The 23030-nt window shown below is 47.4% G+C and carries 19 protein-coding genes; 15 read left to right on the top strand and 4 right to left on the bottom strand.

The window, feature by feature from the left end; translation table 11 throughout:
* The first annotated feature begins 348 nt into the window (after positions 1-348).
* Both ABJ081_03620 and ABJ081_03615 read left to right on the top strand, forming a co-directional pair.
* Positions 349-2103 (top strand): acetolactate synthase 3 large subunit, encoded by a 1755-nt coding sequence (locus ABJ081_03620; GenBank protein MEP6355749.1) that lies wholly within the window; start codon positions 349-351, stop codon positions 2101-2103.
* Between the two features lie 22 nt (positions 2104-2125).
* Positions 2126-2647: a hypothetical protein gene (locus tag ABJ081_03615; GenBank protein MEP6355748.1), complete on the top strand. Its 522-nt coding sequence runs from the start codon at positions 2126-2128 to the stop codon at positions 2645-2647.
* Positions 2648-2675: 28 nt separating this feature from the next.
* On the opposite strand, the gene ABJ081_03610 is transcribed toward ABJ081_03615, so the two are convergent.
* Positions 2676-4430, bottom strand: coding sequence for a methyl-accepting chemotaxis protein (locus ABJ081_03610; protein MEP6355747.1), 1755 nt, complete (start codon positions 4428-4430; stop codon positions 2676-2678).
* Positions 4431-4719: 289 nt separating this feature from the next.
* On the opposite strand from ABJ081_03610, the gene ABJ081_03605 reads away from it, so the two are divergent.
* The 8 genes from ABJ081_03605 (at position 4720) to ABJ081_03570 (ending at position 11657) form a co-directional block, all read left to right on the top strand.
* The gene (locus ABJ081_03605) at positions 4720-5622 is read left to right on the top strand and encodes a DMT family transporter (protein MEP6355746.1); all 903 of its coding nucleotides are present in this window, start codon (positions 4720-4722) and stop codon (positions 5620-5622) included.
* A 1-nt stretch (position 5623) separates the two neighbouring features.
* A complete protein-coding gene (ilvN, locus tag ABJ081_03600; protein MEP6355745.1) occupies positions 5624-6205 on the top strand; it encodes an acetolactate synthase small subunit in 582 nt (193 codons plus the stop codon).
* A 74-nt stretch (positions 6206-6279) separates the two neighbouring features.
* Positions 6280-7023, top strand: a complete 744-nt coding sequence (locus ABJ081_03595; protein ID MEP6355744.1) for a pyridoxine 5'-phosphate synthase — start codon at positions 6280-6282, stop codon at positions 7021-7023.
* 108 nt (positions 7024-7131) lie between these two features.
* A complete protein-coding gene (locus ABJ081_03590; GenBank protein MEP6355743.1) occupies positions 7132-7797 on the top strand; it encodes a TetR/AcrR family transcriptional regulator in 666 nt (221 codons plus the stop codon).
* A gap of 11 nt (positions 7798-7808) precedes the next feature.
* A complete protein-coding gene (ilvC, locus tag ABJ081_03585) occupies positions 7809-8828 on the top strand; it encodes a ketol-acid reductoisomerase (GenBank protein MEP6355742.1) in 1020 nt (339 codons plus the stop codon).
* Positions 8829-8978: 150 nt separating this feature from the next.
* Complete coding sequence (locus ABJ081_03580; GenBank protein ID MEP6355741.1) at positions 8979-9389, top strand: hypothetical protein; 411 nt, start codon at positions 8979-8981, stop codon at positions 9387-9389.
* A 92-nt stretch (positions 9390-9481) separates the two neighbouring features.
* Positions 9482-10729: a sodium:proton antiporter gene (locus ABJ081_03575; GenBank protein ID MEP6355740.1), complete on the top strand. Its 1248-nt coding sequence runs from the start codon at positions 9482-9484 to the stop codon at positions 10727-10729.
* 4 nt (positions 10730-10733) lie between these two features.
* Positions 10734-11657, top strand: a complete 924-nt coding sequence (locus ABJ081_03570; GenBank protein MEP6355739.1) for a PhzF family phenazine biosynthesis protein — start codon at positions 10734-10736, stop codon at positions 11655-11657.
* 42 nt (positions 11658-11699) lie between these two features.
* Here the strand turns inward: ABJ081_03570 and ABJ081_03565 are convergent, their stop codons facing one another.
* Complete coding sequence (locus ABJ081_03565; protein ID MEP6355738.1) at positions 11700-11975, bottom strand: hypothetical protein; 276 nt, start codon at positions 11973-11975, stop codon at positions 11700-11702.
* A 540-nt stretch (positions 11976-12515) separates the two neighbouring features.
* Between ABJ081_03565 and ABJ081_03560 the strand changes: the two genes are divergently transcribed.
* Both ABJ081_03560 and ABJ081_03555 read left to right on the top strand, forming a co-directional pair.
* Positions 12516-14066, top strand: coding sequence for a 2-isopropylmalate synthase (locus ABJ081_03560; GenBank protein MEP6355737.1), 1551 nt, complete (start codon positions 12516-12518; stop codon positions 14064-14066).
* A gap of 145 nt (positions 14067-14211) precedes the next feature.
* Positions 14212-15744 carry a hypothetical protein gene (locus tag ABJ081_03555; protein MEP6355736.1) on the top strand — a complete coding sequence of 511 codons (1533 nt, stop codon included), beginning with the start codon at positions 14212-14214 and terminating at the stop codon, positions 15742-15744.
* A gap of 31 nt (positions 15745-15775) precedes the next feature.
* Here ABJ081_03555 and ABJ081_03550 read toward each other — a convergent pair whose 3' ends face one another.
* Positions 15776-17038: an ROK family protein gene (locus tag ABJ081_03550; GenBank protein ID MEP6355735.1), complete on the bottom strand. Its 1263-nt coding sequence runs from the start codon at positions 17036-17038 to the stop codon at positions 15776-15778.
* Positions 17039-17192: 154 nt separating this feature from the next.
* Between ABJ081_03550 and pgi the strand changes: the two genes are divergently transcribed.
* Positions 17193-18818 (top strand): glucose-6-phosphate isomerase, encoded by a 1626-nt coding sequence (gene pgi / locus ABJ081_03545; GenBank protein MEP6355734.1) that lies wholly within the window; start codon positions 17193-17195, stop codon positions 18816-18818.
* A 3-nt stretch (positions 18819-18821) separates the two neighbouring features.
* On the opposite strand, the gene ABJ081_03540 is transcribed toward pgi, so the two are convergent.
* On the bottom strand, positions 18822-19793 hold the full coding sequence (locus ABJ081_03540) for a DMT family transporter (GenBank protein ID MEP6355733.1): 972 nt from the start codon (positions 19791-19793) through the stop codon (positions 18822-18824).
* Between the two features lie 108 nt (positions 19794-19901).
* On the opposite strand from ABJ081_03540, the gene ABJ081_03535 reads away from it, so the two are divergent.
* Both ABJ081_03535 and thiD read left to right on the top strand, forming a co-directional pair.
* Positions 19902-22220, top strand: a complete 2319-nt coding sequence (locus tag ABJ081_03535; protein MEP6355732.1) for a xanthine dehydrogenase family protein molybdopterin-binding subunit — start codon at positions 19902-19904, stop codon at positions 22218-22220.
* Positions 22217-23014, top strand: coding sequence for a bifunctional hydroxymethylpyrimidine kinase/phosphomethylpyrimidine kinase (thiD, locus tag ABJ081_03530; GenBank protein ID MEP6355731.1), 798 nt, complete (start codon positions 22217-22219; stop codon positions 23012-23014). Before ABJ081_03535 ends, thiD begins: the two co-directional genes overlap by 4 nt.
* Positions 23015-23030 lie beyond the last annotated feature (16 nt).

The raw sequence follows: 23030 nt of genomic DNA, 5'->3' as shown, positions 1-23030 counted from the left end.
CTTGCATCAGAGGTTTCATTTGATGCAGTTGAACAAACTCTTGACACATATCCTTGTGGGGATTAACCCTTTGTGTAACGTGAAACTTGAGTAGATCAGATGACTAATTTTATTCTTGTGGTGATTAAGCACATTGCCGGAGAAGCTTTTTAAGCTTCTCGGAACGGTGATGTGCGGAAAACAGGCTCCCAAAAGGGAGCCTTTTTTGTTGCTTGCCTATTGAATGAGATGAGCATTGAATGGAATAAAGAAAGTGGCGCACGGGAGCGCTGAGGGAGAATGAAGATGAGTGCCGATACTGCGATGAGCGATGCCATTTTAGCTGGGGCTGCGGGTTCTGGCGTCGAAATGACTGGTGCTGAAATGGTGCTGCAGGCATTTCGCGATAATGGTGTGGAGCATATTTTCGGTTACCCCGGTGGTGCTGTGCTTCCGATCTATGATGAGATTTGCCAGCAAGACGATATTGAACACATATTGGTGCGCCACGAGCAGGGCGCAGGGCATGCGGCGGAAGGCTATGCGCGCTCAACGGGAAAAGCCGGTGTAGCGCTGGTGACTTCAGGGCCCGGTGCAACGAATATGGTGACCGCACTGACAGATGCGATGATGGATAGTATTCCGCTTGTTTGCATCACAGGTCAGGTGCCAACCCATCTCATCGGTAATGATGCATTTCAAGAGTGCGATACTGTTGGCATCACGCGTCCTTGCACCAAGCACAATTGGCTGGTGAAAAATGTCGATGATTTGCCTGGTATCTTGCATGAAGCCTTTTATGTTGCAACGACCGGACGGCCTGGTCCTGTTGTGGTTGATATTCCAAAAGATGTGCAATTTGCCAGTGGGCTTTATACAAGCGGCCAGCGGCGCTATCATAAAAGCTATAAACCACAGCTTGAAGGTGATGCAAATGCGATCCGCGCGGCTGTTCAAGCAATGGCTTCAGCGAAGATGCCTGTGCTTTATACCGGTGGCGGGGTTATCAATTCCGGCGACGGCGCAACAGCAAAATTGCGTGAGTTAGTTGAGCTGACGGGTTTCCCCGTCACATCCACATTGATGGGCCTTGGCGCTTATCCGGCCTCCGGTGACAACTGGCTTGGTATGCTTGGTATGCACGGCACTTATGAAGCCAATATGGTGATGCATGATTGCGATGTGATGGTTTGTATCGGTGCGCGTTTTGATGACCGCATCACAGGACGCACAGATGCGTTCTCGCCAAATTCCTTGAAGATCCATATTGATATGGATCCTTCATCGATCAACAAGAATATCATGGTTGATATTCCAATCGTTGGCGATGTTGAATATGTGCTGGCGGCTATGATCCATATTTGGAAAGAAGAGCAGCGAAAAGTCGATGCTGCCGCTTTAAAAAGCTGGTGGAAACAAATTGATAAATGGCGTGCGCGCAAGTGTTTGAATTACAAGTCAAACAGCGATGTTATTATGCCGCAATATGCCATCGAGCGACTTTACGAAATGAGCAAGGGGCATGACACCTATATCACCACGGAAGTGGGCCAACACCAGATGTGGGCTGCGCAGTATTTTGGTTTTGAAGAACCAAACCGCTGGATGACATCAGGTGGTCTTGGCACGATGGGCTATGGTTTCCCAGCTGCCATGGGTGTGCAAGTCGCGCATCCTGATAGCTTAGTTATTGATATTGCTGGTGATGCGTCCATTCAAATGCTGCTTCAAGAAATGTCGACCTGTGTCCAGTTTGATTTGCCGGTGAAGATTTTCATCCTCAATAATCAGTACATGGGCATGGTGCGCCAATGGCAGCAGCTTCTACATGGTAATCGCCTGTCCAATTCATACAGCAATGCGCTGCCTGATTTTGTGAAGCTTGCTGAAGCCTATGGCGGCGTTGGTATGTCTTGTGACAAGCCGGATGAGCTGGATGATAAAATTAAAGAGATGATTGACTGCGATAAGCCTGTCATTTTCGATTGTCGTGTTGCTAATCTTACCAATTGTTTCCCGATGATCCCGTCTGGCAAAGCGCATAATGAAATGCTGCTCAGCGATGAGGTGAATGACGAAGACATCGACAAGGCAATTGATGAAGGCGGTGCAACACTGGTTTAAGTGTGTCGTGCGGGAGAGCTTGATGAAACATCCCATAAGAAATTATTCAATATTGATCGTGCTTGTGGGTGTTGCTTATTTGCTGGCCTCCTATCTTGCACCTGTATCAAAACGTGTGTTAGTGCCGACGACCAATGTCACCATAGTCCCGCCTGCGAACTATAAAGTGTCATTCAGGTTTCCTGGTGTTGAAGATGTCAAAACGGATGGCTCCTTTACGGTGAACTCTTTCCCGATACAAGCAGTTGGATCTCTTGGGGAAATGTTTGCATCTGTTGAACGCGCAACGCCGACGCTCAACAATAGAGGTATTGTTGTTGAGGGTACCGAGACGATTACTTGGAACGATAATGAGATGATCTTGTTTCGAGGTACACAGAAGGATGACGCCGGTGTTCTTTATGAAAAATGGATTGCCGTTTATATAAAAGAACGCCCGATCATGGTCGCCTTTCAAGAACCTCGTCCGGGCAAGCTATCAAAACAGCAAGTGATCGATGCTTTTGCGTCTGTGATTGTTGGTGATGATTTTGGTGAGAGATAGGGTGCTTAAATACCTTGCAGCACTTCCCTTAAGCTGTTTTGATAGAATTTAGGTATTCTTGAATTTCCCCATTAAGATGGGTTGACTCACCATCTAACTGTTGCGCTGCTCCCATAACATCTATTGCTGATTTACCTGTCTCATCAGCTGATGTCGTTACTTCGCCCATGGTTGATGCGATTTCGTGAGCGCTGTTTGATACCTGCAAAACGTTGCCGTTAATTTCTTCAATGGCGAGGCCTTGCTGTTCAACGGCAACCGTTATTGTTTCAATTGCGTCGTTTGCATTGGTGATGCGACCAACAATATCTTCAATAGCGGTGGCGGTTTTCTCTGTCATATTCTGCATGGTACCGATTTGGCTTGTGATTTGTTCTGTCGCCTCGGCTGTCTGATTGGCGAGTTGTTTCACTTCTGCGGCAACAACAGCAAAGCCTTTGCCTGCATCACCGGCACGGGCTGCTTCAATTGTCGCATTGAGGGCAAGCATGTTTGTCTGCTCTGTGATTGAGCTGATCATTTCGACGACATCATTCACTTTTTTTGCGTTTAGAACCATTGTGGCAGTTTGTTCTTTAACGTCTTGTGCGCCGGAAACGGCTTCTTTTGTAACAGAGGTTGCGCGTTGTGTTTGCGCTCCAATTTCTCTGGTTGACGCGCTGAGTTGTTCAACTGCTGAACTTACCGATTGAGCATTGTTTGACGCCGTTTCGGTCATGGAAAGGATTTGTTCGCTTTGGGCTTTCGTTTGTTGTGACGCACTGGACATGGTTTCTGCCGTGCCATTTAACTGTTCGGTGGCATCTGCAACAGTGCTTAAAATATTGCCGATATTTTGATCAAAGGCATTGTTTAACTGTACAATTTTATTTGAGCGTTCTATGCTTACCTGTTGTGTTTCAGTTGCTTCTGCTTCAAGGCGTCGAGCGTCAATAAGTTTGAGGCGGAATTCTTCCAAACCCTTTGCAATGCTGCCGATCTCATCATGGGATGTAGCGGTGACCTTTTCCCCAAGTTCACCTGCTGACAAACCGTTGATTGATACGACAATATTTTTCAATGGTTTTGATATGCCTATGCGGATCATCAAAGTTGCAATGATTAAGATGCTTGCGGTGAGTGACAGAGATACAATGATAAGCCAATATTCTGTTTGGTGTTCATGTTCCTCAGCTTTTAATGCTGCCTCACTGGTAAAGACTGCTATTTCATCGAGAGCTTTTTTTATTTCATGGTCAATCTTCTCTGCTTCAGCGTCGATTTTCTCACCATATTTTAGAGCTTTTTTGATATCATCTGTAGCGAGTATTTTGACGAGATCATGAACATGAGTTTCAAAAACATCATGTTCTTTTTCAATCTGTTTTAATAAGGTCAAAAATGCTTTGAGTTTTGCTTCAACTTTAGGAGTATTGGCATGTGAGAGGATGGCTTGTGTGAGATGCTCTGCTTCAATAAGTTCGTGTTTTACTTTTTTCCCATATGAGAAGAAAGCTGTCTTGGCTTTTTCAAAATGGGTCTTGTCTACCGTGAAAAGGCGAGATTCTGCTGTGTATTTAAGCATCCGTTCAAGTTGAATGGTCTGTTCAAGTTGATTGGTGGCTGCTTCGGTGACGTGTGTGGTAAGTGGAATGTCTTCTTCTGCGATAGCCGTAAGTTCAATGCCTATTAATTTGACTTGGCTGTATGAAAATAACGCAAGGCCAATTAAAGCTATTAGGCCTAATCCAACGACTAGATAAATTTTTGTACTAATCCCGATCTTAGAGAAGAAGTTTTGCATATTTATCTTTCGTTTATCTGTTACTTTAAGCGTTAAATGAATGTGGCTTTGCCAGCTGTATTCGCATGCTCAACGAAAGTTCTTATTAATTCTTTAAAATATTTGTTCATTCGGCAAAAATTGATTTGTTTCCAGATGAATTCGCTATAGCCGTATTTTATTAGACTGCGAGTGCTGGAATTATGCGCAATAATGAGACTGGCAGCTTTATGGTGGATGTCACTGAATGTTGTCTGGATTTATTTTTTCAATGCTCTGCCCATAGAACGCTGTTGCAGGAGAGATCACCGTGACAAGACGGACACCTCAGGTTTACGATTATCTGCTTCTGTTTGCGTTGGCATCGGTATGGGGAGGGGCCTTTGTCTTGACCAAAATAGCGGTCGATGAAATTCCACCTGCAACCCAAACGGTCTATCGCCTTTTTCTTTCGGTGGGCTTGCTTTGGGCGATTTTCTTGTGGTTGAAGCAGGCTTTGCCGCGTGACTTTAAAACCCATGTTCTTTTGTTGTTGGCAGGATTGCTGAACACGGCAATGCCTTTTTTCTTTATTGCGTGGGGGCAACAGGTGGTCGCGCCAGGGCTAACTTCTGTTTTGATGGCTTTTATGCCACTGGTGACGCTTATCGTCGCCCATTTTTTTACTGATGATGAAAAGTTTTCCTTACCGAAGGTGGTTGGTGTTTTTTTGGGGATCATCGGTGTCGCCGTATTGGTTGGTCCTTCTATTCTCGTCGGCTTTGGAGGTGATATCTTGCACCAAGGCGCTATTCTTTTGGCTGCTGGCTGTTATGCGGGGAATGCGGTTGTGACCAAGTTTTTGCTTCATCTCACCAAGACGCAATTGATTACACTGAGCATCACCTATGGGTTTGTGCCTATGGTTTTATTTGCTTGGTTGATTGAGGGACCTTTTACGCTGGGTTATAGTTTTGCGCCGCTGGCGGCTGTTGCTCTACTTGCTATTTTCCAAACGGTTCTGGCGTCTTTTTTGATGGTTATGCTGATCAACAGGCAGGGTGCTAACTTCTTCAGTCAGATTAATTTGTTGATCCCGCTGTTTGGAGTTTTCTGGGCCTTCTTGATTTTTTCTGAACAACCCTCCATTAACTCAGGGCTAGCGCTTTTAATTATTCTTTTAGGCGTCTTTGTCGCAAGCAGACGTTTTAAACCAGATTCAACAGGGGCATAATATGTCTAAATCAGAACCGAAATCAGCTTACTTCCTCGTGGACAAACCTGAAGTTGAAGTGACGCATACACTTTCAATTCTTGTGGATGATGAGCCAGGGGTTCTGGCACGCGTGATTGGATTGTTTTCAGGACGTGGTTACAATATTGAGAGCTTGACCGTGTCTGAGACAGAACACGAAAGCCAATTATCTCGCATCACCATCGTGACCAAGGGAACACTGGGCGTGCTTGAGCAGATTAAAAGTCAGCTTGCGCGCATTGTGCCGGTTCATGCGGTCAAAGATTTGACGGCTATTGCTCACGAACGAGGCCATGACAAACCGCTTGAACGGGAATTAGCGCTTGTGAAGGTTAAGAGCAACGGTGAAAATCGTCTTGAAGCCTTGCACATTGCGGCGGCCTTCAAAGCAGAGGTTGTGGATGCGACGAGGGACCATTTCATTTTTCAAATGACGGGCCGCTCACCGCGCGTGGCTCAGTTTGTTGAGGTTATGGCCCCGCTTGGGCTTGTTGAAGTGTGTAAGACCGGTGTCGCGGCTGTCAGTCGTGGGGCAGGGGGCATGATGGATGACGAGGCATAGAATAAAGCTTTGATATTTTTAGATGTGAGACACGGCCGCTTGCCGCTGATATCATCTCTGTGAAGGGCCTTTGAATGCGTACCGAATTATCTGTTAATGTGAATGCTATAGCCTTTTTGCGTAACAGGCGGGAACTGCCGTGGCCGAGCGTAGTTGATTTAAGCCGCATCGCATTGGAAACGGGTGCTTGTGGTATCACAGTTCACCCGAGACCCGATGAGCGTCACATTAAACGTCATGATGTTGATGATTTGGCAGCGCTGTTGAGTGAACCGCAATTTGCCAATAAAGAATTTAATATCGAAGGCTATCCCGATGAGCGGTTTTTGGCATTGTGCGAGCTTATCAAACCGCAGCAAGTGACTTTTGTTCCGGATGATCCAGCACAGGCAACATCGGATCACGGCTGGGATATTCCTGCCAATCAAGCTTTACTTGAAGAGACGGTTGCGCGCATGAAAGAGCAGGGCATGCGGGTGGCTTTGTTTATCAATCCTGATGAGAGCATTCCAGAACATGCGAAAGCAGTGGGTGCTGACCGGGTTGAGCTCTTTACTGGGGCTTATGGGTTGGCAGTCTTTGGTAGCTTAGAGGCTATGAAGGCTGTCAGTATATTAGCAAGTACAGCACGTATTGCGCATGCGCTAGGGCTTGGAGTTAATGCTGGCCATGATTTGACGGTTGCGAATGTGCCGACACTCGTTGAGGCAGCTCCGATGATTGCAGAGCTTTCTATTGGTCATGGGTTGACGGCTGATGCTTTGACTTATGGTATGGCAGCTACGGTTAAACGCTTTTTGAAATCTTGCGGACAATAAGACGACACAAAAGACAAATCAGAAGAGAGTCCAACGTGTAGAAATTTTCACTTGCGTCACTGTTTGGAGTGGGTTAGAAATCGTACTGTACCGTACGGTACTGATATTGTGAGTGACCCCTTGAATATAGCCACACCCAGTTTTGAGCAGGAATTATCGAAGCGGCAACGTGAAGTGCTGGCGGCAGCGCTTGATTTGATGGTTGAGGCAGGGGATGCATTGACAATGAATGCGGTAGCAAGCCGCGCCAATTGTTCAAAAGAGACATTGTATAAATGGTTCGGTGACCGCGATGGTCTGTTGACCGCAATCGTACAATGGCAAGCCTCAAAAGTTAAAATCGACTTGCCCAAGGGCGAAGGCCTGACGTTGAAAGGCTTGCGTGAAAGCTTAGAGCAGTTTGCTGCTCGCTGGCTTGCTGTTTTATCGAGTGATGTTTCCATTGCCTTAAACCGTACAGCGGTAAGCCATGCGGTTTCTTCAAAGAGTGATCTTGGCACCATTGTTTTGACCAATGGGCCTTTTGCTATGGCGCATCGTTTAAAGCCCGTTTTAGAGATGGGACAGCAAGCCGAGCTTTTGGAATTTGACAATATCGATGAAGCGTTTCGTGCGTTTTTCGGTCTTGTTGTCCGTGACATGCAAATACGTGCACTGCTGGGGGATGAAGTCACACCCTCTTTGGTTGATATAGACCAAGATGCTGCGCGCGCCACAAATCAATTTTTTGCGCTTTATGGCGCATCGAATTTTACAGAACTACACGCCAAATAGGGAGAATAACCATGCGCGTTTATTATGATCAGGATGCTGATCTCAATCTTATCAAGTCAAAAAAAGTCGCGATCATCGGCTATGGTTCACAAGGTCGTGCCCATGCGATGAATCTTAAAGATTCCGGTGTTGCCGGTATCATTGTGGCTCTTCGTGAGGGCTCTACGACAGCACTTAAAGCAGAAGCCGATGGCTTCACAGTCATGAATGTGGCTGACGCTGCAGCTGCTTCCGATCTTATGATGATGGCCGCTCCTGATGAGCTTCAAGCTGATATTTATAACGACCATATTGCCGCGAACATCAAAGATGGTTCTGCCGTGGCATTTGCTCATGGTTTGAATGTTCACTTTGGGCTTATCGAAGCGAAAGACACAATTGATGTGATGATGATCGCACCAAAAGGCCCGGGCCACACAGTGCGCGGCGAATATGAAAAAGGCGGCGGCGTGCCATGTCTTGTTGCGGTTGATCAAGATGCAACTGGCAATGCGCTTGATCTTGCGCTTTCCTATGCCTCAGGCGTTGGCGGCGGTCGTTCTGGCATTATTGAGACAACATTTAAAGAAGAGTGCGAAACTGACTTGTTCGGTGAGCAGGCCGTTCTTTGTGGTGGTTTGGTTGAACTTATCCGCGCTGGCTTTGAAACGCTGGTTGAAGGTGGTTACGCGCCAGAAATGGCTTATTTCGAATGCTTGCACGAAGTGAAGCTTATCGTTGACCTTATCTATGAAGGCGGCATTGCCAACATGAACTACTCAATCTCAAACACAGCTGAGTGGGGCGAATATATGTCTGGTCCGCGCGTTGTGACACCGGAAACAAAAGCCGAGATGAAGCGCATTTTGACAGACATTCAAACGGGTAAATTCACCTCTGAGTGGATGCAGGAATGTAAAGCTGGTCAGGCACGTTTCAAAGGTATTCGTCGTTTGAACGATAGCCACCAGATTGAAGAAGTTGGTGAGAAATTGCGTGGCATGATGCCATGGATTAAATCCAACGCTTTGGTTGATAAGTCTAAAAACTAGTTCTTTTATAGGATTATCGTTGAAAAGGCCGGCTTTTGTCGGCCTTTTTGTTGGATGGCAAGATTACATTAAGTCGAAATTAAACGTTTTCAGTAATAATTTACCATCGATTTTGCAATATTCCCCTTAAAAGAGCGGTAGGGTTATCAGATGTCCCAACCAGAAGAAAAAAGAACAAGCCAACGTACACGTACTTTGAAAAAGGGTACGATTTTGTTCAATAACCGCTATTCGTCAGCGAGTTGTATGATCCGTAATGAATCTGAGGCGGGTCTGCTTTTAAAGATATATGACAACCATCTGATTCCATCGCATTTTGAATTAAATGTTCATCCCAACCCTCTTAGCCGATCCGTCCAGGTTATGTGGCGTACTGAAGAGTTTATGGGTGTGAAATTTACTGATATTCTAGAAGGGGATGCACCGAGTGTGCCGGATGATATCAATCAATCAGATGTTGTCCCTGAGCCGACGCCGCCTGAGCCGCAGCCTATTGATGGCGAGCCATGGAAAGGCCAAGAGCGACGGATAAGTAATGTTCCTGATCGCCGTGGTTCATAAAAAGTCTATTTTTCACCAGAGGCGATCTTTATAATTGCGTGATGCTCAATCGCGAACTATCACTGTTGTATTGATATTTCTGCGGGGTCGCCATGCTTACATTATTTGAAATTATTGCTCTTATTTTAGTCGTCTCAGCTTGTCTAAGCTGGTTTAATAACGCCTTCATCAAGTTGCCGCATACGATTGGCTTGCTGGTGATGGCGCTGGTTACCTCTTTTCTTTTGCTTGGACTTGAAGCGCTCTTGCCGCAACTTGGTGTGACGGATGCGGTGCAAGCGGCAATCGGGCAGATAGATTTCTTTGAAACTGTGATGAACGGCATGTTGGCTTTTCTGCTTTTTGCCGGTGCGTTGCATGTGAATTTGAATTTGATGCGGGAGCAAAAATGGCCGATTGGCCTGATGGCGACATTTGGCGTTGTCCTATCTACTTTCATTGTTGGTACATTATTTTATTTCGCAGCAAGCCTGTTTGGCGTGCCTATATCGTTTGCATGGGCGCTTGTGTTCGGTGCGTTAATCAGCCCGACCGATCCGGTGGCCGTGCTTTCGCTTTTAAAGTCGATCACTATTCCCGACACGCTTGAGGCCAAGATTGCCGGTGAAAGCTTGTTCAATGATGGTGTAGGTGTCGTTGTTTTTACCATTATTGTGGCGGTCGCGGTTGGCGCCGACGGCGGCAATATTGATGCGCTTCATATCGCGGAGCTTTTCTTTGTTGAAGCGGTTGGCGGGGCGGTTGTTGGTCTCGTTATCGGCTATCTCGTTTATAAAATGATGGCGAAAATTGATCACGAGATGGTTGAGGTTCTTTTGACGCTGGGTCTTGTGGCGGGCGTCTATGCACTTTGTTTGCGGCTTCATTTGTCTGGACCGATTGCGGTTGTGGTTGCGGGGCTTTTCATTGGCAACCAAGGGGCCGAGCGTGCCATGAGCGAAGACACGCGCGATGCTTTGTTCAGCTTTTGGGAAATGATTGATGAGATATTGAATTCCGTTCTCTTCCTTCTTATCGGTCTTGAAATTCTGGTGATCCAGATTGATCCTTCATTCGCGTGGGTTGCCGTTGCAAGCATTCCAATTGTTTTGTTCGCACGTTTTGCGGCGGTCTCTATACCGATTGTCACTTTGTCGCTCGGTTTTGCGTTTTCGCGTGGAGTGATTCCGGTGCTGACATGGGGCGGCGTGCGCGGTGGTATTTCAGTGGCGCTTGCCTTGTCCTTACCGGCGGTTGCCGCGAAACCTCTTATTATGACAGCGACTTATGCGGTGGTGATCTTCTCAATCATTGTGCAAGGGCTGACGATAAAAGAAGTTGTGCGGCGAACGGTTGGATAAGCTAATGAATGAGGTGAGGGAGCGCCCATACGCCATTCTGGATGTGTTCACCGAAATACCGTTTAAAGGAAACCCACTAGCTGTGGTGCTTGATGGGCAAGGGCTTTCAGATGAGATGATGCAGGTGATTGCGGCGGAGTTTAATCTCTCCGAGACTGTGTTTGTCTTTCCGCCACATGATGCATCGAATGCCGCGTCTATCAGAATTTTTACACCAAGCGCTGAATTACCTTTCGCGGGACACCCAACGGTTGGCACGGCTGTGCTCTTAGCCAAACAGAAAATCGGCGCCGTTGATTTGCCAACGGATGTGGCCATCGCTTTAGAAGAAAAAGTAGGGTTGGTGCGCACTGGTGTGGTGGTGAAACCGGGTAAGCTTGGTCATGCAATATTCACGCTTCCAGATAGTCCTGCAGCAGTGGCACCTGCCGTCTCGCGGGTGCATATTGCTGAAGCGCTTGGTATTCATGAAGATGATATTGGCTTTGATAAATATCAACCGGGCGTTTATAGCGCAGGTGTTCCTTTTACGCTGGTGCCTTTGGGTAGCCTCAATGCGATAAAGCAGATCAAGCCCAATCCAGCGGCGTGGGAGAGAGCCTTTGAAACGGCGGAGCGGGACAATGCTTTTGTTTATGCGCGTGGTGGTGAAAGCGACAATGCGGCGTTTCATGCACGCATGTTTTGGCCGAAAGCTGGTATTGCCGAAGACCCAGCAACTGGATCTGCGGTTGCTGCTCTCGCAGGTGCTATCATGGAATTTGAAAACCTGTCTGACGGTCACTATTCTTTCTTGATTGAGCAGGGCTTTGAGATGGGGCGGGCGTCTGACATTATGCTTGAGATTGATGTTGAGGACGGCGATTTTTTCGCCGCCCGCATAGGAGGATCAGCGGTTATTGTGGCTGAGGGTACTCTTTATGCCTGAAGCTGGCTGTGCTCTTGAAATCGGCTCTTGGTTTCAAGTCTTTTAGGAACCTATCAATGCTTTGATGTCTTTGACATCTTGCATGCAGCCTTCTGCATCACCTTGTGAATTACGTGCTATTGCGGATTTGCGAAGAGCATCGACCTTGAACATGATCGCCGGTCTTAATTTCGTATTCTCAAGGAGAGAATTAATCGATTGCAATTCTGCTGTGCAGCTTGGTTCTCGTGAATGAATTGGCGTTGTAAAGGCTGCAATTGATAGTGCTGCGGCGGTGATTGCTGAGCCAACAAGTGGGTTTTTTGCAATTTTATACATTGTCTATTCCTTCTTTTTGATGGGCGAGCCTCTCTAGGGGCTCTAACCGCACATTGTTTTGCGGTGTTGCGCTAGGAAGCCTTTTGCGTGTGGCGGGCACGGGGCTGCAATGTGTTGCTGATTTGGCAATTAGAAGGATTGCGATCTCTTTTGATTAATGGAGATTTTTTGCGTGAGGTTGATAAGAAATGTTCACGCCTTAACGATTTCGTTGTCTTTTCGGGTTCAACTGGGTATAGAATTTGGCAATGAGACGTTGATGAGGACCAGCCTGTGGCTTGTTTGAACTTTAAATCAGAACTGTTGGATGGCGCGTTATTAACGCGTTCAAACGCGTTTTCACGTTCTCTACGCCTTCAAAACCTCCTCCTTATGCGCCCCTGAGCGCCGGCAGTCAGCTTTTTAAGAGGACAAGCTCTCAGGGGATAAAATTCACTGGCGAGTTTGTGTGCGAAATGCCACTTTTCACCAGCCTTCATCCAATGTATTAGACTTTAACGCTCGGTGATAAATGAGCGTGGACTAGCAGGAAATAATCCGATGACGCAGAATAGCGCTGACAACCGTATTTTTATTTTTGACACAACCTTGCGAGATGGCGAACAATCGCCGGGCGCAACCATGACACTGGAAGAAAAACTTCAGGTGGCTGAACTACTCGACGAGATGGGGGTCGATATTATTGAGGCAGGGTTTCCTATTGCCTCTGATGGTGACTTTGAAGCCGTATCCGAGATTGCAAAGCGTGCGAAAAATTCGATCATTGCCGGTCTTGCGCGCGCAATTCCCGGTGACATCATGCGCTGTGGCGATGCGGTAAAACATGCTGCGCGTGGGCGTATTCATACGTTTGTCTCCACATCGCCTATCCATTTGCAGTATCAAATGGGCAAGAATGAAGAAGAGGTGCTGGAGATTATTAGCGAGACGGTGACGCTTGCACGTTCGCTTTGTGACAATATTGAGTGGTCCGCGATGGATGCCACGCGCACGGGGCATGAATATTTATCCAAAGCGGTTGACGCTGCGATTAAAGCGGGGGCAACGACGATCAATCTCCCCGACACGGTGGGTTTTGCCACGCCAGACGAATATTGCGAGATGTTCCAAACTATTCGTGAGAATGTGCCTGATTCTGATAAGGCTGTGTTCTCGACCCATTGTCATAATGATCTGGGGCTTGCTGTTGCCAATTCATTGGCTGGTGTGGCGGGTGGTGCGCGACAGGTTGAATGTACCATCAATGGACTTGGCGAGCGCGCAGGTAATGCGGCTTTGGAAGAAGTCGTGATGGCGGTTAAAACGCGCGGCGATGCTTTGCCCTATCACACAGGCATTGAAGCCACGCATTTGATGAAAGCGTCAAAGCTTGTGTCGGCTGTTGCTGGTTTTCCGGTGCAATATAACAAAGCGATTGTCGGCAAAAATGCCTTTGCGCATGAAAGTGGTATTCACCAAGATGGCATGCTTAAAAACTCTGGTACTTTTGAGATTATGACGCCAGAATCGGTTGGTGTGAAAGCGACCTCGCTGGTGATGGGCAAACATTCGGGTCGTCATGCATTTAAAGATAAGCTCACCGACCTTGGCTATGAGTTAGGCGACAATGCTTTTCTCGATGCATTCAAGCGTTTCAAAGATTTGGCAGACAAAAAGAAAAATGTCTATGACGAGGACATTGAAGCGCTGGTAGAAAGTGAAGTGGCAACCGCCGGTGAAACAAACAAAGTTGTGGCGCTGACTGTTATTGCTGGCACAGGCGGTCCGCAAAAAGCAATCATTACCCTTGATATGGATGGGCGGCATGAGACGATTGAAGCAACGGGCGATGGCCCTGTTGATGCAACGTTCAATGCAATTAAAGCAATATTACCTCACGAATCGACTTTGCAGCTTTATCAGGTGCATGCAGTGACCGAGGGCACTGATGCACAGGCGGAAGTATCTGTGCGGCTTGAAGAAGATGGCCATCAGGTGACAGGTCGTTCGGCGGATACGGATACTTTGGTTGCCTCAGCAAAGGCGTATTTGTCTGCTCTTAATCGTTTGGCAGTGAAAAAAGCACGTCCACAGGCTTTAAAAGCGAGCTAGAACAATTGTGATTGCGCGCTGCATAGCGTGTGATCACGATTATTTAACTATAATTTATTTCTCATTCTCGTGACTTCGCTTCATTAATGAGGTTGAAATCTCAAGACATTATTATGCCTTGTGCTTGTAAAACGAAGGTTTTTAGATGAAAAAGTGGTTTAAAAATATTTGCGTTGCAGTGGCAGCGCTTGTTTTACCAAGCACAATCGCGACCACAACTTCCGTTCATGCGGTCGAGTTTGGTGTTGGGCCTGCGCCTGTTCAACAGTTTCAACAACTCACAAACCATCAGCAATTTGCTCGGCAACAGCTGACAGCGACCATTAAACTCTATGATGACCATTTGCGCGTTAAGGCGACGGGTCAATATCTTGATAAAATTGATACCAATAATATTAGACAAGATTCACAGGTCTCCTCGATTGCATCCACGGGTATTGGGCTTATATCGCTTACAATTGGTGACCAGTTGGGTGTGATTGATAATGCGGCCGAGAAGGCGCATTTCACGCTGATTAATCTGTTGAATACAGATCCAGAAGCTGTCTTCCGCACGCCGCGTTCGAAAAGTGGCTGGTATAAGCATTTTATCAATGCTCATACGGGTGAGGCGAGGAATGCGAGCAAGGATGTTTTCTCTACAATAGATACAGCAATTCTCGGTGTCGGCGCCTCGATGGTCGCGCGTTATTTTGATACCAAAGTTTTGAATGACCCTATGGCAGCTAGAGCTGTTGCGCTTGCTAATGAACTGGTTGAAAGCATCAATTGGGCGCAATCTATACGTTTTACACCCCGTGCTGGTATGCATCAGGTGTTTCGTGGTCCAGATGAGATGATTGAAAATCGTTTCTGGTCACTTCCATTCGATGAATATGTCGTTTTACCCTGCATTGGTCGTGCTGTTGAGGTGGCTCAAGGCCGCAGAGGAGCGGCGAGTATCTTATGGGATCAATATTTTTCCGACATCAATGCACTGCCGCAAGCGCAGTTTGGAGACCTATCGCTTCTGTCTGTTAATGGTAAAAACTTCACCTCCCATTTCACGCATCAGTTTGGATTTTACTTCTGTGGTGAATTGGCGAATGATCCGGTTTACAAAGCAGAACTGAACGAACTGCGCCAGGCGGATATGAAGTGGTTTGAGCAGGCAGGTAAAGGATCGTTTCCAAAACATTGGTGGGGGCTTGGTGCTGGTTCTGAAATCAAGTTTGACCAAGAAACAGGCAAAATCAGATATTCGGGCTATGGTGTTGCGCGCATTGGAAGAAATCCAAATCTGACGTTTTCGCCTGCAATCATGGCAGGCTTTTTGCCAGTTGAGAATTCAACTGCACCTTCAAACGGTACTTCGGGCTCTTCACCGCTGATACCGGTCAAATCAGAGCAAGGGTCTCGTAATGGTCATTCTGATATTATTGCTGATTTGATCAAACTTCATAATCGCGATGAGTGCCGTTATGATTTTGCTGGGCTTGATTTCTTGTGGCGTTGTACTGCGCGCGATACGTCATTACGGGTGCGACACATCGAAGGTGTTGATTTATCTACATATATGCTTGGTTTGGCTTGGTTCGACCCAGCTGTGGGTAAAGAGTTTTTTGATGATTTTGGCGTGAAGTCTCGCCCATCATATTCTGAAGCGAGAGAATTGCGGACTGAGCTTTTTAACCGCTAGAGAAAAATTCTCATTATTTACTTTTGAACTTTTAAGTAGAGCTCATTGCGTGGCGGGCAGCAACATCTGCAACGCTGACCCGTCTAGCGAATATTTCGCGGTCAAGGTGCGTGGTCGCCAGCGCTAATAGTCCTGCTTTTATTAAATCACGCTCGTCATCCAGAACCGTTATATTAGGCCTATGGCCATTGCGTGTTGCATGAAAAAGAGCGCTATCGATAGAAGGTTTCAATAAATCAAACTGAGTCACGCCTGGACCCGTTATGAGAATATCGCGTGGATTGACCAGCATGACGAGATTACTTAAGCCATCGCCGATAGCTTTTCCTGCCAGATTGAAAGCAGCAAGAGCCGCTTTGTCACCATTACGCGCAGTCATAGCAAGTTCATCCATCTCTTGTTGAGAGGGGGTTATGTCCTTGGGCGGTGTATCCTTCAGTTGTTCATTCGCTGTTCTGTATATACCGAAATCAGAAGCATAAGCTTCAATGCATCCTTGGCGTCCGCAACGGCACAGCGCACCGTCATCTTGCCAAAGCATATGGCCAAACTCGGACGCGGATCCATGAGAACCTTCAATCAGTGCACCATTCACATAAAGACCTAACCCGATCCCTGACCCGAGATACATAACGGCGAATGATTCTGTGAGTGTTTCATGTTCCACATGCAGAAGGTGGGCAATTGTATTGGTATCATTGGCAACAATGCAGGGGCAGCCAAACTTTTGGGTTAGAGGTGCGCCAACGGCGATATCTCTAGCGGTGAAGGCAGGGCTCCATATAATTTCACCTTTGTCAGCATCAACCGACCCCTGACATGCAGCACTGATGATTGAGAGTTGTGCGGCATCGATGTTTTGGCTTAACAGGAATGAAGTCGCTTTTTCTACGAGGACCTGACTGAAAGTCTCGCGACTTACATCGGCGGTATCAATATTCATAGCTTGATGTGCTTTAATGGCGCCGCAAAAATCAGCCAGCCAAAAAGACATTTTGTTGTGTGTGATGCGAATGCCAAGGACAAGGGCTGCTTCCGCAGCAAGTTTTAGTTTGACCTTGGGGCGACCGCGCATGGCATTGCGCGTTTTGGCGGTCTCTTCCTTATCCATTTCTATCAGTCGTTCGGACAGCATGTCATTGGTGATCGCAGAAATGGTCGCTGGGCTGAGTTTTGTGTTTTCTCCAAGCTCAATGCTTGCTAAAGCGCCATGGGTGCGCAAGGCTTCCAGAACCAGCGAGCGGTTTTGCTGGCGAACCAGCTCAGTATCTGCCTTATTACGAATTATTTTCATGCCCAAATTTCTCGTTTTACCATCGCTCGTGCAACAATTTTTTGCTGAGTGCGCAAGTTGCAGTTGCAATTGTTGTCACCTGATAGTTTATGATCAGAATTGTAATTGTTTAATAGCTATTAATTGGTCTAAGGTCTAAGAGGCACTTCATATGATGAATAGTACAATGATACCTGCGTTAGAGCGGCTTGCAAAGGCAATACGTACAGATCATTTGCGGGATTTATTCGAGCGTGACCCCCAAAGATTCAAGAATTTCTCTGTTCATGCGGAAGGTATCCTGCTTGATTATTCTAAAAATCAGATCAATCAAGATGTGATGGATGGATTGTTTGCGCTTGCGCGTGAGCGCGGGGTGGCTGAAAGGCGACAAGCCATGTTTGCCGCTGAGCCCATCAATGAAACCGAAGGGCGCGCTGTGCTTCATATGGCGTTGCGCGCACCACGGGACGCTGATTTTAGTGTCGATGGCAAATCCGTTATGGGTGATATCCACGGCGTTCTAGAGGCGATGGAAGCCTTTTCTAATGATGTGCGCAAAGGCACGATCAAAGGGGCAACGGGCAAGGCTTTCCGTGATGTTGTGAATATTGGCATAGGTGGCTCTGATCTTGGGCCAGTTATGGTGGTCTCTGCCTTAGAGCCATATCATGACGGACCGCGCTGCCATTTTGTATCGAATGTGGATGGCGCTCATATGAGCGACACCTTAAAAGACCTTGATCCAGAGACCACACTTGTTCTGGTGTGCTCCAAAACCTTTACCACCCATGAAACCATGACAAATGCTGCTTCTGCACGTGCATGGCTGAGTGAGGCCTTGGGTGAGGCGGCGGTTAAAGACCACTTTGCTGCAATTTCGACTAATATCGCCAAGGCCGAGGAATTCGGTATCAATGCTGAGCGTATTTTTGGTTTCTGGGATTGGGTAGGCGGGCGTTATTCTGTTTGGTCGGCCATCGGCCTTTCTGTGATGTTGGCGGTGGGACCAGCTCATTTCCGTCGTTTTCTTGCGGGTGCTCATGCGATGGATGAGCATTTTGTTGAAGCACCGCTTGAACAAAATTTACCCGTGATACTTGGTTTACTTGGGGTCTGGTATCGTAACTTTATGGATTGCCCAACCCATGGTGTGATGCCTTATGATCAGCGCCTTTCGCGGTTCTCAGCTTATTTGCAGCAGCTTGATATGGAAAGTAACGGCAAGCAAATGGGCTTGGATGGTGTGAAAGTTTCTCATCAAACCGGCCCCGTTATTTGGGGTGAGCCGGGGACGAATGGTCAACACGCTTTTTATCAATTGATCCATCAAGGGACGATGGTCATTCCTTGTGATTTTCTTCTGGCGGCGAATGCACAAGAAGATTTAGGGGACCATCATGCCATCTTGAGCGCGAATTGTTTTGCGCAAGCTGAAGCTTTAATGTTGGGCAAAACAATTGAAGAAGTGCGCGAAGAGTTGAGCGCAACCGGGATGAGTGACGATGAGATTGAAGCGCTCGCACCGCACAAAGTTTTCCCCGGAAACCGACCAAGCAATGTTCTTTTATACGAGACGCTTGATCCATATCGGCTTGGTAGTCTGATTGCGCTTTATGAACACAAGGTTTTTGTGCAAGGCGTTATTTGGGGCGTGAATTCTTATGACCAATGGGGCGTTGAGCTGGGCAAACAGCTTGCCGTACGGCTCTTGCCTATGGTGCGTGATGGTGCGCCCGTTGAGAATAAGGATTCTTCTACATCGGGTTTGATAGCAGCTCTGCATCAACTCAAAAACTGAGTATCATTGGTTGTACACACGGCTCTCTTTTGCTCGCGCCAGTTCTTTGCCGCGTTTGGCTTCGCGGTTGAGGGTATAGAGCGAGGCAGCAATAATGATGGCAGCACCCGCCAATGTGTTGAGGTGTGGTATTTCAGCAAAGAGTAACCAGCCAAGCACGGATGCATAGATCAGACGAGTGTAATCAATGGATGAAATGGCCGTTGCTTCACCCACTTTATAGGCTCTGATGTTGCACATTTGAGCAAAGACTGAAAACAAACTCAAAACACCGAGTAAGAGCCATTCTTCCCATGTGGGCATGATCCAATAATAATAGGTGGGCAGAGCCATTAGGACGCCGACCAGAACGGCTTGATAGGATAGAATGGTGATTGGCTGGTCTACTTTTGTCAGTTTTCTGATGATCACCATGACAAGACCAGCCGCTGCTGCACCCGCCAATGCGGAAAGCGACCAGATATTAAATCCTGAAAAAGAAATCCAGCCATCTTGTGGCGTTATCATCACTAGAACACCGATAAACCCGATGAGAACCGCAGACCAACGCCTTATGCCAACAGTTTCTTTTAAAAAGAGGATGGCAAAGATGGTGATGAACATCGTTTTTGAGAAGCCGATGGCTGTGGCTTCCGATAAGGGCAGATGGATGAAGGCTGAAAAGCCGAGTGTCATGGCAAGCGTTGCGAAGATGACACGTAAAACCTGTAAATCTGGTCGTTTGGTGATTAAGGAACCGGGCAATCCACGGATAACGACGGGTGAGGCGAGGATGATCATGCCAAGTTGGCGGAAAAACAAGATTTCAAAAATAGAAATACGCTCGCCAATTGTTTTGATGATGGCGACGCTAATGGAAAACATTAAGGCAGCAACAAGCATCCATAGTCCACCTCTGACATTGCCGTTCTGACGTTGCCACCAGATAAGCAGCGGAAATTTTGATAAAGGTGGAGGCGGGGGTGAGGTATCCATTTAATCTGTCTTGATCGTTAAAAACACAATCGTCAAATTATTTCATTGCCGCAGGGCGAAAAAAATATAGATTCATGAAAACTACCAATGGATATATGAGAGATTTCCATGAACGAATTGGCGCCGATTAAGTTTGGTCAAAAAACAAGTATCGGTTCATCCGCATTGCGCAAGGAAGATGACCGTTTTGTAACAGGGCAAGGGCGCTATTCCGGTGATCATACGCCTGAGGGTGCGCTTAGCGGTTATATGGTGCGTTCTTCCCATGCTCATGCACGTTTCTTGATTGGTGGTTTGAAAGAAGCTCGGGCGCTCAGTGGTGTCCATCTTATTCTAACGCATGAAGATATCGCTGATCTTGGGTCAATGCCCTGTATGATACCGCTTGGAGAGAATAGCGAGGGCGCTGCCTATCGTGAGCCACCTCGACCTGCTTTAAGCGATGGTATTGTGCGCTATGTGGGCGACCCGATTGCTTTTATTTGTGCTGATAACAAACAAATTGCGGCGGATGCAGCAGCGCTTCTCGATATTAAATATGAGCCTTTGGAGGCCGTGGTCGGTTCTGAAAACGCACTGGCTAATGGCGCGCCCCGCGTGTGGCCGGGTTTTGGCAAAAATAATATAGCAGCTGAGGCAGCGGTGGGTGACAAGGCCGCTACTAAGGATGCTTTTGAAAAAGCCCATCATGTGATCGAACTTAAAGTTATCAATAATCGACTTGTTTGTAATTACATGGAGTCGAGGGTTTGTGTTGCTGAATATGATGCGCGTGTTGATTTGATAACAATGACGCTTGGAACCCAAGGGGTGCATTCTATTCGAGACAGCCTTGCGAAGACCATTCTCAAGATGGACACATCAAAATTGCGGGTTATCACGCCGGATGTTGGTGGTGGATTTGGTACAAAGGGGTTTATGTATCATGAATATCCACTGTGCGCGGTGGCCGCACGTCGTTTGAAGCGGGCTGTGAAATGGGAAGGGGATCGCTCAGACCATTTTGTTGCCGATGCCCATGGCCGCGACAATGTTTCAACTGCGCGTTTGGCTCTAGATAAGCAGGGCAAGTTTCTGGCGCTTGATGTGGCAATTCTGGCTGATATGGGCGCCTATCTGTCTCAGTATTCGGTTATCATTCCGTGGTTTGGGGCGTCGATGGCAACCGGTCTTTATGATATTCCCGTACTTCATGCTCATGTGACAAGCGTTTTTACCAATACAACACCGACTGATGCGTATCGCGGGGCGGGGCGGCCTGAAGGAGCTTATTTACTGGAGCGGCTTGTCAATCATGCCGCACTTGAAATCGGTATGGATGCCAATGAGCTGCGGCGGCTCAATTTCATCAAGCCGGAACAATTTCCTTATACAACCCCATCAGGGCGATGTTATGATGTGGGTGAATTTGACGGCCATTTAACGCGTGCCATGGAAGTAGCAGACTGGGATAGTTTTGAGGCGCGGCGGCTTGAGAGTGAAACGCGCGGTAAGCTGCGCGGTATAGGACAAGCATCTTATGTTGAGGCTTGCGCGTTTGCTGGTTCTGAACCCGCTTTCATCGATCTGAATGATGATGGCACAGTGACGCTTCTCATAGGCACACAGTCGACAGGGCAAGGCCATCAAACAGCCTATGCGCAATTCATATCGGCGCAGCTTAATCTATCGCTTGATCAGATCCATGTGCGTCAAGGTGACACCAATGAGCTTGCCAAGGGCGGCGGTACTGGCGGGTCGCGTTCTATCCCGATTGGTGGTGTGTCAGTGGACAGGGCTGCGGTTGATTTGTCGAAAAAAATTAAGGAAGTCGCCAGTGATAAATTGGAAGTGTCTACCGGTGATCTGGAATTAACGGATGGTGAAGTGTGGGTGGTTGGTACCGACCGTTCTCTCTCTTTTGCAGATATTGCAACCATTAGTGATGAGGCGCTTCAAGGCATTGGTGAAATCCAACAGCATGAGGCAACCTATCCAAATGGGACGCATATTTGCGAACTTGAGGTTGATGTGGAAACCGGCTGCGTCGAGATTTTAGGCTATACGGCGATTGATGATTTTGGCGTGACGGTGAATCCATTACTTTTGGCGGGGCAGGTGCATGGTGGTATTGTGCAGGGTATCGGGCAGGCGCTACATGAGCGCACGGTTTACGATGAAAGTGGTCAATTATTGTCTGCTAGCTTTATGGATTATGCCATGCCGCGTGCTGATGATCTGCCTTATTTATATTTTGAAACCCGCAATGTGCCTTCTACCACTAATGCGCTTGGAATAAAGGGGGCGGGCGAGGCTGGTTCGATTGGCTCTTGCCCATCGGTTATGAATGCTCTGGTTGATGCCTTGCACCATGGCTACGGGATCAAGCACATCGATATGCCAGCTCTGCCGCAGAGCATATGGGCTGCTATTGAGGCTGCGAAATGACATCTATTGCGCTGACAATAGCAGGGTCTGACTCTAGTGGCGGAGCAGGTATTCAAGCAGACTTGAAGACATTTTCCGCCCTTGGCGTTTATGGCGCAAGCGTGGTGACGGCTTTAACCGCTCAAAACACGCAAGGGGTGCGTGCTATCCATGATGTGCCGCCCGATTTTGTGCGTAGGCAGATGGATGCGGTATTATCGGATATTGCGGTTGATGCGATTAAAATCGGAATGCTGTCTAACCCTGCGATCATTGAGGTGGTGTCAGATGGGCTTGCCGATTTTGATCAATTGCCGATTGTTCTTGATCCGGTGATGGTGGCAACATCGGGTGATCCTCTTTTGACGTCACAGTCAATTGCTGTTTTGAAAGATACACTCATGCAGCGTGCGGATATCATCACCCCCAATTTGCATGAAGCCGCTGTTTTGACCGGATTGCCGATGGCGACAAATGATGATGCGATTGAGAAACAAGCTCGATTGATGCTTGATTTTGGTGTGCGTGCTGTTTTGCTTAAAGGTGGGCACGGGGGAGGAGATGAAGCGCGCGATTTTTATTGTGATGGGGGTGTGAGCTTCTGGCTTTCTGCGCCGCGCTTTGAGGCGCAAAACACGCACGGAACAGGCTGCACATTATCGTCGGCAATTGCAGCGGGTTTTGCAAAGAAACATTCAATGCAAGAGGCATTGAATGCGGCGAAGCATTATGTGACGGAGGCTATCAAAGGGGCTGATAACCTAAGCATCGGTAAGGGGCATGGTCCCACGCACCATTTTCATGATATTTGGTGATGAAGATGCTGCTTTG

Source organism: Hyphomicrobiales bacterium, from assembly GCA_039989895.1.
Classification (GTDB): Bacteria; Pseudomonadota; Alphaproteobacteria; order Rhizobiales; family JACESI01; genus JACESI01.
Note: the sequence above shows the minus strand (reverse complement) of the source record. Positions and strands in the feature narration are given on the sequence as shown.

Excerpts from the sequence above, each read along its gene's own strand:
- ABJ081_03620 (MEP6355749.1), top strand. The coding sequence starts at position 349 with ATGACTGGTGCTGAAATGGTGCTGCAGGCATTTCGCGATAATGGTGTG.
- ABJ081_03615 (MEP6355748.1), top strand. The coding sequence starts at position 2,126 with ATGAAACATCCCATAAGAAATTATTCAATATTGATCGTGCTTGTGGGT.
- ABJ081_03610 (MEP6355747.1), bottom strand. The coding sequence starts at position 4,430 with ATGCAAAACTTCTTCTCTAAGATCGGGATTAGTACAAAAATTTATCTA.
- ilvN (MEP6355745.1), top strand. The coding sequence starts at position 5,624 with ATGTCTAAATCAGAACCGAAATCAGCTTACTTCCTCGTGGACAAACCT.
- ABJ081_03595 (MEP6355744.1), top strand. The coding sequence starts at position 6,280 with ATGCGTACCGAATTATCTGTTAATGTGAATGCTATAGCCTTTTTGCGT.
- ilvC (MEP6355742.1), top strand. The coding sequence starts at position 7,809 with ATGCGCGTTTATTATGATCAGGATGCTGATCTCAATCTTATCAAGTCA.
- ABJ081_03580 (MEP6355741.1), top strand. The coding sequence starts at position 8,979 with ATGTCCCAACCAGAAGAAAAAAGAACAAGCCAACGTACACGTACTTTG.
- ABJ081_03575 (MEP6355740.1), top strand. The coding sequence starts at position 9,482 with ATGCTTACATTATTTGAAATTATTGCTCTTATTTTAGTCGTCTCAGCT.
- ABJ081_03570 (MEP6355739.1), top strand. The coding sequence starts at position 10,734 with ATGAATGAGGTGAGGGAGCGCCCATACGCCATTCTGGATGTGTTCACC.
- ABJ081_03565 (MEP6355738.1), bottom strand. The coding sequence starts at position 11,975 with ATGTATAAAATTGCAAAAAACCCACTTGTTGGCTCAGCAATCACCGCC.
- ABJ081_03560 (MEP6355737.1), top strand. The coding sequence starts at position 12,516 with ATGACGCAGAATAGCGCTGACAACCGTATTTTTATTTTTGACACAACC.
- ABJ081_03555 (MEP6355736.1), top strand. The coding sequence starts at position 14,212 with ATGAAAAAGTGGTTTAAAAATATTTGCGTTGCAGTGGCAGCGCTTGTT.
- ABJ081_03550 (MEP6355735.1), bottom strand. The coding sequence starts at position 17,038 with ATGAAAATAATTCGTAATAAGGCAGATACTGAGCTGGTTCGCCAGCAA.
- pgi (MEP6355734.1), top strand. The coding sequence starts at position 17,193 with ATGAATAGTACAATGATACCTGCGTTAGAGCGGCTTGCAAAGGCAATA.
- ABJ081_03540 (MEP6355733.1), bottom strand. The coding sequence starts at position 19,793 with ATGGATACCTCACCCCCGCCTCCACCTTTATCAAAATTTCCGCTGCTT.
- ABJ081_03535 (MEP6355732.1), top strand. The coding sequence starts at position 19,902 with ATGAACGAATTGGCGCCGATTAAGTTTGGTCAAAAAACAAGTATCGGT.
- thiD (MEP6355731.1), top strand. The coding sequence starts at position 22,217 with ATGACATCTATTGCGCTGACAATAGCAGGGTCTGACTCTAGTGGCGGA.